At 36.2% G+C, this 16,546-nt stretch carries 15 protein-coding genes; all 15 read right to left on the bottom strand.

From position 1 onward, the window contains the following. Positions 1–520 (bottom strand): hypothetical protein (locus Q1553_RS06130; protein ID WP_300842818.1); only part of this gene is annotated, 520 nt, incomplete at its 3' end. Positions 521–522: 2 nt separating this feature from the next. Further along, entirely contained in the window at positions 523–1,344 is an 822-nt protein-coding gene (locus Q1553_RS06125; protein ID WP_300668148.1) for a TIGR00282 family metallophosphoesterase, read from the bottom strand. Positions 1,345–1,352: 8 nt separating this feature from the next. After that, complete coding sequence (mfd, locus tag Q1553_RS06120; protein ID WP_300842817.1) at positions 1,353–4,409, bottom strand: transcription-repair coupling factor; 3,057 nt, start codon at positions 4,407–4,409, stop codon at positions 1,353–1,355. Beyond that, positions 4,396–4,860 carry a polymer-forming cytoskeletal protein gene (locus tag Q1553_RS06115; RefSeq protein ID WP_115551635.1) on the bottom strand — a complete coding sequence of 155 codons (465 nt, stop codon included), beginning with the start codon at positions 4,858–4,860 and terminating at the stop codon, positions 4,396–4,398. Before Q1553_RS06115 ends, mfd begins: the two co-directional genes overlap by 14 nt. Then, entirely contained in the window at positions 4,779–5,714 is a 936-nt protein-coding gene (locus Q1553_RS06110) for a M23 family metallopeptidase (protein ID WP_115551636.1), read from the bottom strand. The genes Q1553_RS06115 and Q1553_RS06110 overlap by 82 nt, the downstream gene beginning before the upstream one ends. 8 nt (positions 5,715–5,722) lie before the next feature. Beyond that, positions 5,723–6,970: a Mur ligase family protein gene (locus Q1553_RS06105; RefSeq protein ID WP_115551637.1), complete on the bottom strand. Its 1,248-nt coding sequence runs from the start codon at positions 6,968–6,970 to the stop codon at positions 5,723–5,725. After that, entirely contained in the window at positions 6,960–8,186 is a 1,227-nt protein-coding gene (locus tag Q1553_RS06100; RefSeq protein ID WP_115551638.1) for a diguanylate cyclase, read from the bottom strand. Before Q1553_RS06100 ends, Q1553_RS06105 begins: the two co-directional genes overlap by 11 nt. After that, a complete protein-coding gene (lptE, locus tag Q1553_RS06095; protein WP_115551639.1) occupies positions 8,186–8,695 on the bottom strand; it encodes an LPS assembly lipoprotein LptE in 510 nt (169 codons plus the stop codon). Before lptE ends, Q1553_RS06100 begins: the two co-directional genes overlap by 1 nt. Next, positions 8,695–11,157 carry a leucine--tRNA ligase gene (gene leuS, locus Q1553_RS06090; protein ID WP_297579378.1) on the bottom strand — a complete coding sequence of 821 codons (2,463 nt, stop codon included), beginning with the start codon at positions 11,155–11,157 and terminating at the stop codon, positions 8,695–8,697. The genes lptE and leuS overlap by 1 nt, the downstream gene beginning before the upstream one ends. An 8-nt stretch (positions 11,158–11,165) precedes the next feature. After that, entirely contained in the window at positions 11,166–11,507 is a 342-nt protein-coding gene (locus Q1553_RS06085; RefSeq protein ID WP_115551641.1) for a DUF6394 family protein, read from the bottom strand. Further along, positions 11,507–12,478 (bottom strand): protein translocase subunit SecF, encoded by a 972-nt coding sequence (secF, locus tag Q1553_RS06080; RefSeq protein WP_115551642.1) that lies wholly within the window; start codon positions 12,476–12,478, stop codon positions 11,507–11,509. The genes Q1553_RS06085 and secF overlap by 1 nt, the downstream gene beginning before the upstream one ends. A gap of 8 nt (positions 12,479–12,486) precedes the next feature. Next, positions 12,487–14,064 (bottom strand): protein translocase subunit SecD, encoded by a 1,578-nt coding sequence (gene secD / locus Q1553_RS06075; protein WP_115551643.1) that lies wholly within the window; start codon positions 14,062–14,064, stop codon positions 12,487–12,489. A 7-nt stretch (positions 14,065–14,071) separates the two neighbouring features. Continuing rightward, positions 14,072–14,344 (bottom strand): preprotein translocase subunit YajC, encoded by a 273-nt coding sequence (gene yajC, locus Q1553_RS06070; RefSeq protein WP_115551644.1) that lies wholly within the window; start codon positions 14,342–14,344, stop codon positions 14,072–14,074. A gap of 60 nt (positions 14,345–14,404) precedes the next feature. Beyond that, positions 14,405–15,373 (bottom strand): hypothetical protein, encoded by a 969-nt coding sequence (locus Q1553_RS06065; RefSeq protein ID WP_298496821.1) that lies wholly within the window; start codon positions 15,371–15,373, stop codon positions 14,405–14,407. 91 nt (positions 15,374–15,464) lie between these two features. Continuing rightward, positions 15,465–16,523, bottom strand: coding sequence for a hypothetical protein (locus tag Q1553_RS06060; RefSeq protein WP_297601237.1), 1,059 nt, complete (start codon positions 16,521–16,523; stop codon positions 15,465–15,467). Positions 16,524–16,546 lie beyond the last annotated feature (23 nt).

Raw genomic sequence — 16,546 nt, 5'->3', positions numbered from 1 at the left:
TTGCAGTTACCAAACTCTTTGCCCCTATGACAGAACCCGAAGCAATAAAGCAACCTTTTAAGAATCCCACTTCTTGCCCCACCCAAATATGGTCGCCTAGATAAATGCTTTTGCTAGGATTAAGGCGTAAATTAGAATCCTTATCATAAATCAAATGAGGGTCAGCCGTCCTAAACCAAATAGAATAAGAAATTAAACTATTGCTACCTACAATAATATTTTTACGCTCTGTTGCTGCAAAGCCCCTCCTTGAAGCGGGGTTAAAGTAATTATTACTCCCTATGAAGCATACACTCTCATGTTGCACATCAATAGAATCCGCAGTCATTGTAGAATCGCCAATAAATACCAAAGCATTCTTACCTCCAAAATTGATATTCGTATTTTTCAAACAACTTTTTGCACTTAAAAACAAAATATTCCCACTTCCGACAAAGTGAATTTTGGAATTTTGCAAAATGCTTTCTAGTGGCTTAAAATGATAGATTATATTATTTTTTGCGTTTATTGTTTTAAACATTTCTATTCCTTATCCGCGCTCAAGGTCTTTTGTAGTTTTCCACCATCTACCGCCTTAAGCTTAAAGGCTTGCACACATTGTCCCTGCGCAATCTCACATACAATCATCTGAAAAATACTCGGGATTCCATTCCCCTCTGGCACATTTAGACGATTGGGCAAACCACTCAAAAATCTCTCAATCGGTTCTTTTGCGTCCATTCCAATCACGCTTTCTCTTGCACCACACATTCCAACATCACTTACGCCAAATGTCCCGCTAAAAATCTCCAAATCATCTGTACCAATATGCGTATGTGTGCCGCAAATCGCGCTAATTTGCCCTTTTAACATCATAAACATTGCGCGTTTCTCACTTGTTGCTTCTGCGTGAAAATCCAAAAGAATATTAAAAATCCCCTCTTGGTGTAACGATTCCACCGCACCTCTAGCGCAAAGGAATGCATTATCACATTGTGGCATACCAAAATGTCCCATTAGATTAAGAATCGCAAAAGATTCATTTCTGATTTTCCCACGATAGATTCCGCTTCCCACCACATCTTGCGGATAATTATGCGGGCGCAAGACATTAGAATTTTTCAATGCCAAAAGAGGAAAAATATCCTTTTTGTCCCAAATATGATTCCCTCCTGTAAAAACATTGACGCCTATTTCTTGAAGCTCCTGCACACAAGAAATGCTAAGTCCAAATCCGTGGCTTGCATTCTCCCCATTTGCCACAACAAAATCTAGTGCAAATTCCTCTTTTGCTTGAGGCAAATAATGCGCCACTTGCTTCCTGCCAATCTTACCAACAATATCTCCAATCATTCCAAATCGCATTGTGTTCCTTAAGATTCTTTACTTTTATTCTGTAATTGTTTTGACTTTAAACTTTCTAAATGAGTAAAAACTGCTGTTAATAAATCGTCTTCATCTTTGCTTGCGGCTTTAATCATCAATTTCTCACCCTTTAAATCCACAAAAGAAATGTTTTGTTGATAATTCAAAATACTTGAGATTCCACAATTCCGTGCAATAATTTTAATACGAATTAAGTCCAAAAATTGCCTTGTATAGACATCTAATCTCCCAAATCGCTCCTCAATCTCTCCTTCAATTAAAAACACAGCATTTTCGTCTTCACTCTTAGAAAGCCTCCGATAAATCTCCAAACGCAACCGCTCCGATTCTATCAATTCGGGATTTAAAAATGCCGTAACGCTAAGTTTCACATCAATGGGGTTTTGTTTTTGTTGCACATCTCCACTCAAAGTAAAAATCGCCTCCTCAAGCAAACGCAAATATAGAGAATAGCCTATATTTTTGATATGTCCGCTTTGTGCTTCGCCCACTAGATTGCCTCCCCCACGAATCTCCAAATCGTGATAGGCTAATGCCCCTCCACTGCCTAAAAATGAGTTTTTCTCTAATGCCAAAAGACGTTTTTTGGCATCTGCAGTAATGCTTTCAAAATCCTCTACCAAAAGATAACAAAATCCCTCTTTATTACTTCGCCCTACGCGTCCGCGTAATTGATGCAAATCTGCGATTCCAAAACAATCTGCACCATCTACTAAAATCGTATTCGCATTGGGCAGATGAATCCCTGATTCTACAATGCTTGTGCAAAGCAAAAGATGATACGCGCCTTTGGCAAAATCTAGCACAATGTCTTCTGCTTGCGAAGAGGGGATTTGCGAATGCAGAATCGCAAGATTTAATTGCGGCAAAATACTTAAAAGTTCCTCTTTTTTTTGTGCCATTGTGGCAATATTGTTGTGAATATAAAAGATTTGCCCACCTCTGCGAATCTCACGCAAGATGACTTCTTTTAACAAAACCTCATCATAGGCTTTCACAAAAGTGCGTGTAGCCTGCCTCTCACTTGGGGGAGTTTTTAACTCACTCAAACCTTTAATGCGAGAAAGTGCCATATTAAGCGTTCTTGGAATCGGAGTGGCAGACATAGAAAGCAAATGAATATTTTGGCTTAGTTCTTTAATCTTTTCTTTTTGTTTCACTCCAAATTTATGCTCCTCATCTATGATAATCAAGGCTAGATTCTTAAACTCTACATTAAAAAGCGCATGTGTGCCAACGACTGCATTTAAATCGCCCTTTTTAAGACTAGCCAAAATATTCTTTTTGTCTTTTGCGCTAACATAGCGGTCTAGGCGGGCTAATTTCAACCCAAAAGGCGCAAAACGTTCTTGCAGAGTATTGAAATGTTGATATGTCAATAAAGTTGTTGGGGCAATGATGGCAGACTGATAACCACTCAAAAATGCTGCAAACATCGCATTCATTGCCACTTCTGTTTTGCCAAATCCCACATCTCCGCTTAGCAATCTATCCATTACACGTCCCGAGCTTAAATCCTTAAAAATCTCTGTAATTGCTTGCGTTTGGTCTTCTGTATAATGGAATCCGCTTTGATTTTGGAAAATTAAAATTTCCTCCTTTGCTGTATCAAAAACCACGCCATCAAGCAATTCGCGTTTTGCTGCTAGTGCGATGATTGCATTTGCGATGATAAAAAGTTTTTCTCTGACTTTTTCTTTGAGTTTTGCGAAAGAGCCTTTCCCTAAGCGGTCTAACAATGGAATCCCTCCACTATCTGCCACATAGCGGTCAATTCTTTCTAAATTTTCAACAGGCAAAAGTAGTTTGTCTTCACCTAAATAGCGCAACTCAATGAAATCACGCGTCGCTCCAAAGATATTTGCCTGCACGATTCCATTAAAAATTGCCACCCCATAATCGCAATGCACAACATAATCACCAATATTTAACTCATCTAAAAAGATTTTAGCCTTAAGGTGTTTTTTTTGTTTCTGAGGAGAATTAAGAGATAAAATAAGCTCATCTTTTCCCAAAATATTGACTGAAATATCCAAATTTAACAGAATCTTAAAATGTGTGTCTGCCAATGTAATTCCTGCTTGACGCACTTGAGATTCCGTCTTTGCAATAATAGTAATTTGTTTATTTTTGTGAAACTCCAAAAAGTTTTTTAAAGTATTAAAATGATAATCAAAATCCTGATATTCTTCACTTTTTGGGATTTCTTTGCTCTTTAAGATTCTTTGCACACTTTGTTCATTGTATTCTTGAAATTCTAAAATTTCTTTCGCAAATTCCTTAACATTTGGCAATACAATAAATGGGTAAGTTTGCAAAAAATCTTGCGCAGCGTTAATTTTATCCAAATACCAAAACCCAAAACTAGCTAAACTGCTACTTTTTTCAATATCCAAAAAAGAAGTTTGTTGTTCTAAGATGATATTTTGTAAAATTGTATGAGATTCGGCATTGAGGTTAAAAAATGCGGGTGGAATCGCGAGTGTTTCTAATTCTTCTTTGGAACAAAGTTGGCTTTGAACATCAAATGTGCGAATACTCTCTATCTCATCGCCAAAAAGTATTATGCGATAAGGTTGTGAGCTAAATACATCAATAATCTCTCCTCTAATAGAGACTTCACCACTAAGCTCTACCAAATCCACAAACTCATAGCCTAAGTAAAATAAAGTTTCTTTGAAATCCTTTAAAGAAAGAGTAGAACCGACTTTTAATTCAATGCTTTGGAGGGATTCCGCATTGGGTAACGGATACAATAAAGTAGAAAGAGGGCTAAAGAGAATCTTTGGGCTTTTGCAAGAATAAAACTCTCTTAACACAACAAAGATTTCACTTAACTCTTCTTGAAAACTGCGCAAATCTTCACCAAATTTAGCGCGAAAATCCGGTAACACAAAAGTGTTAATTCCTAAAAATCGTGCGACATCGCTAGCATTTAGCGCACTTTGCCTCTCTTCACTTATGATAATTAAACCATTTTTAAAATGGGAATCAAATTCTTTTTTAAAACCTTTCAGATACGCATAAACACTACTTTGACTCACCGCCATCCTCTGATTTTTTTAGACTAAAGGGAGCCACTTTTGATTTATCTAAACCCATTTTATTGATTTTATCAAACCCATTGGTGCATTCATTGTTTTTATACACAACGCTTTGTCCAACAAATTCACCTGTTTTTTCAATAATCAATTCTTTAGCGGTAATACTACCATCAATTCTGCCTTGTGGTAAAATCTCTACAATATTGCATTCGCAATTTCCCATTAATTTTCCACTCACCACCAAATGTTCGGAATTAATACTACCATTGACGCTACCATTTTTACCAATTGCAACATTTGTTTTAGCGATAATGTTACCTTCTAAAGTCCCATCAACATGTAAATTACACTCACTAATCACATCACCTTTTATTTTTGTTCCTTGTGCGATAATGCTGGTGTTGCCTGAATTTCCACTAATTTGTTTATCATTGTTAGCAAAGATTGCCATTTTATGTTTTTCTCCTTTTCAAAAATTTGCGTATAATCCCGCATCGTCCATTCTATAAATGGGCGCGGATTAAGGTCGCGACTTAAATAGCGAATTTCATAGTGCAAATGCGGTCCGGTGCTTCTACCACTATTCCCAGAATATGCGATGAGTTGCCCGCGTTGCACAAAATCTCCCTTATTCACAACAATTTTGCTCAAATGAGCATAAAATGTTTTGAATCCAAAAGAATGTTCTAATTTTACCATAATTCCATAACCACCATTATAACCATTATTGGTAAAATCTGCCACACCATCTGCGGGCGCATAAATTGGTGTCCCAACGGGAATTCCAAAGTCAATACCATTATGAGGTTGGGTGCGCTGTAAGACAGGATTCACGCGTGCTCCCCATTCAGAAGTGATACGATAACTTCCACGTAGAGGAACACCATTAGGGATTAATTGCATTACAAATGCCTTTTGTGCGCCTGTTATTCTTGCTAAATCCACGCGTTCAATCAAACTTAAATCTTGTGGTGCTTCAATAATCTGGTCGCTTAAGCCTACGATTCCTTCTAAATCCTCAATTCTATCAGAAACTTTTACTAATTCTTCTGTTTTTTCATCTACCAAAGCGCGTAATTGCTCATTTTTTTCGTTGATTTTCAAATATTCTTGCTGCATTAAATCACGTTTTATTTCAATCTGTTCCACTTCTTTTAAAAGCAGGCGAATAGAGATAAAACTAAAGAAAAATATCACAACAACAAGCAAGATGATATACAACATAATTTGCTTCATATATTGGTGAATATTATATTGTTTAGAACCATTTACATCGGTAATAGTAACAACAAAGCGATTCTTCACATTTCCCCCTATCTTTTTGTTTTTGAAAAATGTGTCAAAAACTCTGCGACAACACTAAATGAACCGCATACTAAATAATTTTCTTCTGGATTAAGATTCATCATTTTAAAATCTTTAAATTCTATCTTTAATTCTTGTAAAATCTTTTCTAATTGAGCCTTTGCAATCATTCGCATATTGGCAATTTCTAATATCTCTACACGTTTAATTATCGGTGCTAACGCACTCAAAACTGCGCGAGGATTTTTATCAAAGTATGAATTATAAATTAAAACACATTTATTTTGGCTAAAATAATGATTTTTAAATTGCTTTACTAACGCTTGTGCCGCATTGACATTATGTGCAACATCTAAATAAAGATTGGGTGCAAGCCTTTGCAAACGCCCTTGCAAATCCAATGAAGGCAGAATCTTTAAGCACTCTAGCGAAAAATTTGCTAAAACATTTTGTGAAAATTCTTGCTTTTGTTCTAAGATTTCTTTCAAAGCCAATAAGCCATAATAAGCCAAAGTCAAATTTTGCGCTTGATAATAGGGGTAATCTTTCCTTGCAATCCATTGAGAAATCTCATCAGGAATTTCTTTAAGGATTTCTAATTTTGCATTTTTTTCTTTGGCGATTTCTTGTGCAATGCTTATAATTTCCTCTGCATTTTCGCTTTGGAATCCCAAAATTGCTCTTTTGGACATTGCTTTTAATTTGGTGGTTGCGATTTTTTCTAAAGTATCCCCCAAAAACTCTTGATGGTCTAAACCAATGCTCGTAAAAAGCGATAATTCTGCTTGCACACAAGTCGTTGTAGAATCAAATTCACCCCCAAGCCCTGCTTCAAGCACCAAAATATCGCAATTTTTGAAAACCTCCAAAGCCAAGAAAGTTAAAACTTCAAAATAGCTTGCTTTTTCTAATTGCAATTCTGCGGTGGAATCCAATGCCAAAAATGCTTCATTCAAAACCTCTCTTGAAAGATTTGCCCCATTTTTCCAAAATCTCTCCTCAAGAGACAACAAATGCGGGGAACTAAAATGCCCGACATTAAATCCAATTTTATGCAATATTAAACTCAAAAACCTTCCTGTGCTCCCCTTGCCATTTGTGCCAATTACTTGAATAATTGTTTGTGTAGGCAAAGACACAATGTTTAATTGTTGTAAAATTTTGGGAGCGCGTGCGGGGTCAAAAGGAGCATATTCTAATCCCTTTTCATCTAAAAATCTTTCTAATTGCGTCTCATTGTGTGCGTTAAGATTCATAATTAATAATTCCTTTTGAGTCTTTGTGTTTGCTAAATTCCTCCAAACTTACTTTTAACATATTTTCTAAACTTTCAGATTCTACCCTGTGCGAGACTTGTGCGCTTAGAGAAATATTAATGCGCGTTTGCTGAAACATAAAAATACTTTGGCTCACTATGGAATCTAAATTGCGGATAAATTCTATTGCCTCCTCTTTGGAACGTTCTAGCAAACAAGCCAAAAACTCTTCCTCACCATAATATGCTATCAAATCACTTTCATTGCTGTATCGTTTGAGCAATCTCCCCAAAGTTGCCATAACGCGTTTGGCGGCTTCTAATCCGAAATGTTCCTTAACCTTTTCATAAGCTGCAATCCCAAAAACAATCACAGAATAATTTTTTTGATTGTTTTGAAATTGCGATTCCGCAAAATCCAATACTTCTTGCATTCCCTCTTTGCTTACAAGTGTTGTCATTGAATCAATCGGCAAAGAATAAATGTCATTATATTTCAAAGGAACGGATTTGTGCTTTGGCTGATGTGTAGAAGTTGTGGTTTGATGATGTTTTGGTGATTTTTTTGCAACTTGATTTTGCTCTAACTTGGAAAATTGTTCTTTCAAAATTTTTTCTAATTTATGCAAGAGCTTTATCTTGGTTTCTTTATTTGTATTCTTTTTCAAACATTTGCGCGCTTCCTCTTGCCAATGACAAAACGAAGAATTTTGAATCTTAAACCCACTCAAAACTTCTAAACCTTTAGCCAAATCTATGAAATCCAATTCTACGATTCCTTTCATCTGTTCCGCCCAACGCTCACGCCATATTTGCATAGATTGTGCATTGAGTTTATCAATTTCCAATAATTGTCCTTTGGCAAGCATACTAATTTCCTTATGTGGATGCGTCGTGAGCAAACGCAAAAGCAACTTTAGAATCTCTAATTGAGTATAAAAATTTCTCTTATAAAAAAACAGATGATGGATAGATTGCACCAAAGAAGTAATTAATTCATTTTTATTTTTAAATTTCCGATTAAATAAACTCTCTCTTACTTCCTTATCTAACATTTCAAGGATTTTTTCTGTGCTAAAGTCTATTTCTCCTACATTGCTGCCTAATTTTTTTGCTTGAGCATAAAAGGCTTCTGCATAAAATTCTGGTGTAGGCTCTTTGCCCTCTTTCAACAATGCTTTCAATGCTTCTCTAGCAATTATTTGAGCATTTTGCATTATTGCACTTCAATTCCCACTTGAGAAACAAAACCATCAATTGCTTGCAAGAGTGCTTGATTGATTGCCTCAAGACGAATAGAATCTGTAATCACGGAAGTATCGTTCAGTGAAAAATTGTAATAACCCTTTTTTGAAAATTGACGCGTTGCTTGTGTTAAGGTATTGGTATATTTAAATTCCACCGTTACTTCGCAGCGATAAAAAGTAGAAAATCCCGTGCGATTTTCCGCAAGAGAACTAAACGCCACTCTTTGCAGCTGCACCTCAATGATAGCGGTAGAATCCTCCTTATTGGATACATTTGCGTGCAAACGTTCAAAAATTGCCTTTGAGATTTCATCTTTTAAGGCTACACTATTTTGTGGGTCGCGCGCATTGATTTTAACTTCTACATAAACTTTATCTCCCACTGCCTTTTGAGCCTTATGTGCAATGGGCTGATAACCGCACGCACTAAATAGTAGCAAAAATCCGATAGAAAAAGTAATTTTAAAGATTCCAAACATTATTGGACCACAAAATTTACTAATTTTTTAGGCACAACAATTTCTTTAAGAATTGTTTTGCCTTCTATCCACTTCGCAACTTCTGCTTTAGCAAGATTCAAAATCTCTCCATTACTACTTGTTAAATCCACTTTGATTTCTCCGCGTCTTTTCCCATTAATCGTGATTGCCATTACGATAGAATCCTCTTTTAAAGCTTCCTTATCTATTGGAATTTCTGTAAAATTTTGCAAGCAAAAGTATTCTTGACTTAATTCCCAACAAATATGAGGAATAATCGGCTCTAAAATATTTAAAAGAATAAAATATCCCTCACTCCAAATTTCTGCATTATCTTGTTCGTTTAAGGCATTTAAAGCCTCCATGCACGCAGCAATTAGGGTATTAAAAGCATAACCATTGGCGTGACAGAAAGTTTCTTGATATTTTTTCAACGCTTCATAAACCTTTTTGCGCGCATATTTTTCTTTTTCATTTAAATTTTGCGATTGGATTTTGGGCAAATTTTGTATTTTTTGTATCTTTTCCACCTTAGCACAAAGTCGTTTAATGAAGCGATATGAACCTTCCAAGGCAAAATCATTCCATTCTAATTCGCGCACTGGAGGTGCTGCAAAAAGAATAAATAATCGTGCAGTATCTGCACCATATTGCGCAATAATTTCCTCTGGATCTACCACATTTCCTTTAGATTTGCTCATTTTTGCGCCTTCTTTGGTTACCATACCTTGCGTCAAAAGATGAGAAAAAGGCTCACTAGAATCCGTATAGCCCAAAGAGCGTAGGACTTTTGTAAAAAATCGTGAATAAAGTAAGTGCAAAATTGCGTGCTCAATTCCACCAATATATTCATCTACATCCATCCAATAACTCTCATCTGCGCGACTAAAGGCTTCTTCTTGACGCAATTGTGTCGGTGTCGTATAACGCAAAAAATACCAACTAGATTCTACAAAAGTGTCTAATGTGTCTGTCTCTCTCACAGCATTTTTGCCACATTGCGGACAAGCACAATGCTTCCAATAAGGGTGCTTATCTAGCGGATTTCCCTCTCCGTCAATCACAACATCTTCAGGTAATGTAACAGGCAAATTTGTCTCTGCTACGATTCCACAATCTTTACAATGCACTAATGGAATCGGAGTGCCCCAATATCTCTGTCTTGAAACACCCCAATCCCGCAATTTAAAATTCACAACAGCTTTACCTAATTGATTTTTCTCAAAATATTCAATAATTTTGATTTTTGCCTCTTCATTATCCAATCCATTAAATTCTTGCGAATGAATTAAGATTCCATTTCCGTCATAAAAGTTCTCTTTTGCTAGCTTTGCCTTAGAATCTTTTGCAATAATGACAGGGAGAATCGGTAAGTGGTATTTTTTGGCAAAATCATAATCCCTTTCATCGTGTGCAGGCACACTCATAACCGCACCGCTTCCATAGCTGATGAGGACAAAATTTGCGACCCATAGCGGAATTTTTGCGTGTGTTAGCGGGTGGATTACGGAAATACCAAGTGGCACCCCCTCTTTGTCTTGTTGTGCGCGCTCTTTTTCGCTTGTATTTTGAATCGCAAGGATTTGCTCTGTTTGTTTTTGTGTGATTCCATAAGATTCTGCATTTTCTAAAACCGCTTTTACAAGAGGGTGTTCTGGAGCCAAAGCGCAATAACTTACACCAAAAATTGTATCTGGACGCGTAGTGAAAACTTCTATATTCTCTATCGCACCTTTTGAATATTCTATTTTGTTTTCTAATTTAAAAGTGAATTTCAATCCCTCTGACCTGCCAATCCAATTTCTTTGCATTGTCAGCACTTGATTAGGCCATTTACCTTCTAATGTTTCTAAATCGTCCAATAATTCTTGTGCATAATCCGTAATTTTAATGTAATACTGATACATTTCCTTTTGCACCACAGGAGTATCACAGCGCCAACATTTCCCCTCAATCACTTGCTCGTTTGCAAGCACGGTTTGGTCTTTTGGACACCAATTCAAAAAACCTTTCTTGCGATAAATCAAGCCTTTTTCCCACATTGCAATAAATAAAGATTGTTCCCATTTAGAATAAATAGAATCACAAGTGGCAAATTCGCGTGTTTTAGAGAATGAGAATCCCAAACTATAAAGCTGACGTTTCATATTTTCAATATTAGAATAAGTCCAAACTTTTGGGTGAGTTTTATGTTTTATTGCAGCATTTTCTGCGGGCATTCCAAAGGCGTCCCAACCAATCGGGTGCAAGACATTGAATCCCTCCTTGCGAAATTTTCTAGCAATTGCATCACTAATACAATAATTGCGCACATGCCCCATATGAATATTACCGCTAGGGTAAGGAAACATACTTAAAATATATTTTTTGGGTAATGTTTTATCGGGTTTTGGTTCATATGCTTGATTCTCTTCCCAAAAATCTTGCCATTTCTTTTCAATTGCTTTTGCATTATACTCCACATTTACTCCTAATTGTAGTCATTATAGCTTTTAACGCTTTCAATTGCTACAAATACGATAGAAACGATATTTGCCACCACTGCTCCTAATGCCAAAGCCACTGCGACATTTGTATTATCAAATACCTGCATATAGATAAAAGAGGGAATTAAATGTAAATCCGCTACAAGCGAGGCTGCCATTAATTCTGCAGACATATAACTTCTTACACCAACTTTTAAAATCGTGGATAAAAGATTGACGCCACCGGCAATAAATAGCATTACAAGGCTTTGGTCATACAAAAATCCGACTGTAGAAGTTAAACTCATTAAAATAAAAAATATAAAGAGAACCTTACCCCAATCCATTATATCCTTCCTTTCTCATACATTTCGCGTAATTTCTTTTTCTCCAATGCTCTACGCTCGGCATCAGCAACTTTTTGATGATATTTTTTTAAATCAAACTTAAATAAAATCACTAATTTACTTGCAACAAAAATAGAACTATAACTTCCCACAATAGAACCTACCAACATCGGCAGACTAAAGCCTTTGATGATTTCTCCTCCAAAAAGATAAAGTGTAAAGACAGAAAAAAACATTGTCAAAGAAGTGAGTATTGTGCGTGAAAGCGTTGCAGAAAGTGCCTCATTGATAACCTTTTCTAAACCATCATTTACACGCAAGCCAATCGTTTCTCGGATTCTATCAAAAATAATAATCGTATCATTGATAGAATAACCAATCAAAGTCAAAAGTGCAGCAATCACTTCTAGGTTTAAGTCAATATCAAACAAAATCACAGCACCCGCAGAAATCACGACATCATGCACAAGTGCCAAAACCGCCGCTAGTGCAAATCTCCACTCATAACGATAAGAAACATACAGCATAATACTCACAAGTGCCAATACAAGGGCTAAAGTGCCTTTTTCTTGCAATTCGCTCCCCACTTTTGGACCGACAATATCTACACGTCTAATATTCAATGTACCAGTATCTTTCAAGACTTCTGCGACTTCCTCACCAATGTTTTGATTTACGCTTGAAGTCGCGGTAGGTAGCTTGATTAAAATCTCTTCAGGAGAACCAAACTCACTGACTTGCGCACCTTTATAGGAATCTACCAAATCCAACTTCGCCCGAATCTCTGCCAAAGGCGCAGGTGATTCGTATTGTAGTTGAATCAATGTCCCACCAGCAAAATCCACACCCAATGTGAAGCCCGGTTTCATAAACAAAACCAAGGACACAACAAACAAAATCAAAGAAAGCACGATTCCATAGCTTGACATCTTGACAAAATCATAAATTTTTTTGTGTTTGAAAAAATCCATTTTTTTCCTTAACTTGCTCTCTCTTTATAACCAAACCACAAGGCATAGTTTCCAGATTTCATAATATAATTCTGCAAAGCTCTAAAAACTCCGTGTGTGCCAACAATAGCAGTGATAATAGAAGCCAAGATTCCAATACTCATTGTGATTGCAAAGCCTTTAATTGCACCCGTTCCGCACATATAAAGTAAAATTGCAGCAATCAAAGAAGTAAGATTGGAATCAAAAATTGCCCTTGAAGCATTTGCGTAGCCATTTTCCATTGACTTGATAAAATTCTCTTTGGCGCGGAATCCCTCACGGATTCTTTCATTAATAATCACATTTGCATCTACTGCCATACCAACGGTTAGAATAATTCCCGCCATTCCGGGAAGCGTTAAAGTCGCACCAAAAAGTGCCATAACCGCAACCACTAGCAAGATATTTATCACCATTGCAAGATTTGCAATCATTCCTGCGATTCCATAATAAAATACCATAAAGCCCATAACAAGCACCGCACCTGTGATAAGTGCCACTAAAGAAGCTTGAATACTATCCGCTCCTAAAGAGGGACCCACACTACGTTTTTCTAGCAAAGTAATAGGAGCGGGTAATGCGCCACTTCTTAGCGCAATTGCTATATCACTTGCTTCTTGCACGCTAAATCCACCACTAATCTGTCCGCTTCCTCCTCCAATTCTCTCGCGAATCACAGGGGCGGAATAGACTTTGCCATCTAGCACGACTGCCATACGATTGCCAACATTTTTACCCGAGAAATCACCAAAAATCTTTCCACCTTGTGTATTTAAGGTAAAATTAATAATTGGTTGTCCATTCTGGTCATACGCCGCTCTTGCGTCTGTTAGCATTTCTCCATCTAAAACAGGAATTGCTTTGAGCAAAATCTTTTGCTCGGGATTATTAATGAAAGGCAAAATCACATCACCCAAAGATTCTGCCTCTAGTTCTGTCATACTAGAAACTCTTGCGTTGCGTGCTTCATCTACCGCCATCATTTGCAAATGCCCACCTTTTGAGATAAGTTCTAAAGCGCGTTGTTCCTCTTCTTGTGTTTTAATACCCGGCAACTGCACCAAAATCGCGTCATCGCCTTGCTTGGTTACGCTTGGCTCGGATAATCCAAATTGGTCTAAACGATTCCGAATATTGCTAATTGCCTGCTCAATCGCAAAATTCTCTATATTTACAATTTCATCTTCCGTAAGAGAAAGTGTATAGTTTAGATTTTGCTCCTCTATTTTTAAACCCGAAATTTCTTTTAAATATCCATCTATCTTGGATTTTTCGTTAGAATCCAATAACTCAAATTGGACACTATTATTTTGCGCACTTAGATTATCTAATAAAATCTGCTCCTCTAATGTATAGTAATTAATCTGTGAGGCGATAGAAGAATAACGCGTTTTTATAGCTTCTTGCGTTTTGACTCCCAAAAGTAAATTCAATCCCCCTTGTAAATCAAGCCCTAAAACGATTTTTGGTCCTTGTGTTTGAAAAAAGGAAGGAATAGAAAGTGCAATTCCAAAAAGAATTGCGAAAATAAAAAAAAATAGCTTGGAATTAAAAGGCTTTTTCATCATTCAACTATTGCTCAAACTTTTTAGCAACATAATCTTTAGCTAGTTTCACAATCGTATCATCATTTAAACGAACCATAAAGAATTCTTCTTCACGTTTCACAATCTCAACGATAAACCCACCGCTTGTTATAATCTTGTCTCCCTTATCCAATGCCGCAACCATTTCTCTATGCTTTTTTGCTTGTGTTTGCTGCGGACGAATGATTAAAAGATAAAAAATTGCAATCAAAACAATAAGTGGTAATAATTGCGCTAGTGTATTTCCAATATTTTCCATATAAAATCCTCATTAATGAAAATAAAAGCGGATTTTAGCAGAGCTTTACTAATTAAATCTTTAAGCTAAATTTTGGATTAAAAAATCCTTAGCTCTTTGCAAAAAAATTTCTGCAAATTCTTTTTCTCTCGTCTGCCAACTTGTAGGCACAATGACATTCTCATAGATTCCACCCCAACCGCCCCCTTGCCATCTATTTTGCGCACTTTCTCTAATGAGTTCTAAGGTTGGAATCTTAAGATTATCCGCAATATGCACATTGCCTGTATTTGAGCTTAAAAGACAATCTAATCTACTGATAAACTCTACTAAATTAAGTAAATCTTGGTTATTTTTAAAAATCTTGAGATTTTCTTGCTCCATTTTGGGAAATTGGACGCCACTTTTTGGATAATCCATAAAAATAAAAAGGAATTGTGGAAACTCTTTGGCTAGATTTTCTGCAATCCTAAACCAAGTGGAAAAGGAAAAATTTTTGCCGGCATTTTTTAGGGTAACACAAAAAGGATTGACTCCGATAATTTTTGCATATTTGCAAGCCTCAAGTTTTTCTAATATACTATCTACGAAAATAATGTTTTCTTCCTCTCTTTTTAATAAAGCTTTAGAATAATCAATCTTTGGAATCTCTTTATCAAAATGTTTTTTATTGATTGCACGCACGAGATTCAAACTCCCCTCCATAAATGCACGATTCTGCCTCCAATAAGGATTAATGACTTGCTCTACTTGAGGGATAAACAACATTCTTTTATGGAGCAAAAGATTCTTAGAAAAAGTAGTTAAAATTCGTTTGGTTGGAATCCTTTTAACTTCCCAAATTGCCTTTAAATTATCGTGTTGCAACAGAAGCAACACTACATCAAACTTCCTTGTTTTATCTTGCAAAACCTCATCAAAAGATACAATTTCATCAATCCATTCCATATTTCTAAACAAATTTTTACTTGTATTAAATTTTACAATTAGGCTTAAAGTCGCTTTTGGATAGAGAAACTTTGCCGCATAGAGACTTTTTAAAATTACCATTGCATCACCTATCCCAGCACAAAGTAGATAAAAAGCTATTTTAAGCGGAAAATCCCCCCCCCCCCGCAGATAAAGTTATTCCAAAATCTCATTAAAACTCCTTGTGATTTTTGACAAAAAGAATCAAATCCCTTGCCTTTTGCAAAAAAGATTCTAAATATTTTTGCTCTTCCTCGCGCCAATGAAGCGGCATCGTAAGGGAAGAAAAATAACCTCCATAAAACCCCCCACTCCACTGCCTTGCAAGCCTTTGCACCATAACTTCCAAAGTCGGAATCTTAGCATTATCCGCTAGATGAATATGCCCACTATCCACACCCAAGATTCCATCGCAAGATTGCACAAAAGCAATCAAATCCTCCAAACCCTGTTCATTATAAAACACCTTGAGATTCTCTTGCGTAAAGGGTGCAAAATGATATTGTGTCCCACGATAATTTACAAAAACAAACAGAATTTCCGAAAATTCCTTACTTAAAGCCTGCGCTAGAATAATCCATTCTTTAATATTAAAATTAACTTTTCCTGTTAAACTTCTAGCAAAAGGAAAAATTCCAATTACTTGTTTATATCGTGTTCCCTTACCCAAAGCCCATAATAAAACTTTAATTCTCTGGGAGGAAGCCTCCAAAAGCGGTAATTTAGCTAATGAAAAATCCAAAGATTTTATTGTTTTGCCAAAAGTTTTGGGATTAATTTGCCGCACAAGGTTGAGATTTCTTTGAATCTCATTGTGTGTTTGTAGCCAATAAGGATTGACACAAACTTGAAACTTTCTTAAATACTTTAAATATAAAAAGGGCATATGAAGTAAAAGAGATTGACTTAATGTAACGATTTTGCGCTTTGCTTGAATAGACTCCGCTATTTCTAACACTTTAAGATTATGATGTTCAATTACCAAAAGAATATCAAACTTCTTTTCCGAATCATTCTTAATCTTTGCAACTTCTAAAACCTCATCAATATAAGGGAGTTTTTTTGACGACAAAAGACATTTTTGATTTTTAACAAATAAAGTTAAATAACTTTCAAAATAGAGAGATTTAAGCGCGTAGAGACAAGGAATACACACTATTTCATCGCCAATTCCTCCACGCATTATATTGCCCAAAACTGCGATTTTGAAATGACTTTGTTGATTGAACATAGAATCTTGTGCGAAAGACGAGC

This window comes from Helicobacter sp. UBA3407 (genome assembly GCF_949747025.1).
In the GTDB taxonomy this organism is placed as follows: domain Bacteria; phylum Campylobacterota; class Campylobacteria; order Campylobacterales; family Helicobacteraceae; genus Helicobacter_D; species Helicobacter_D ganmani.
The sequence above is the reverse complement of the archived record's forward strand: the minus strand, read 5'-3'. Positions and strand labels throughout refer to the sequence as shown.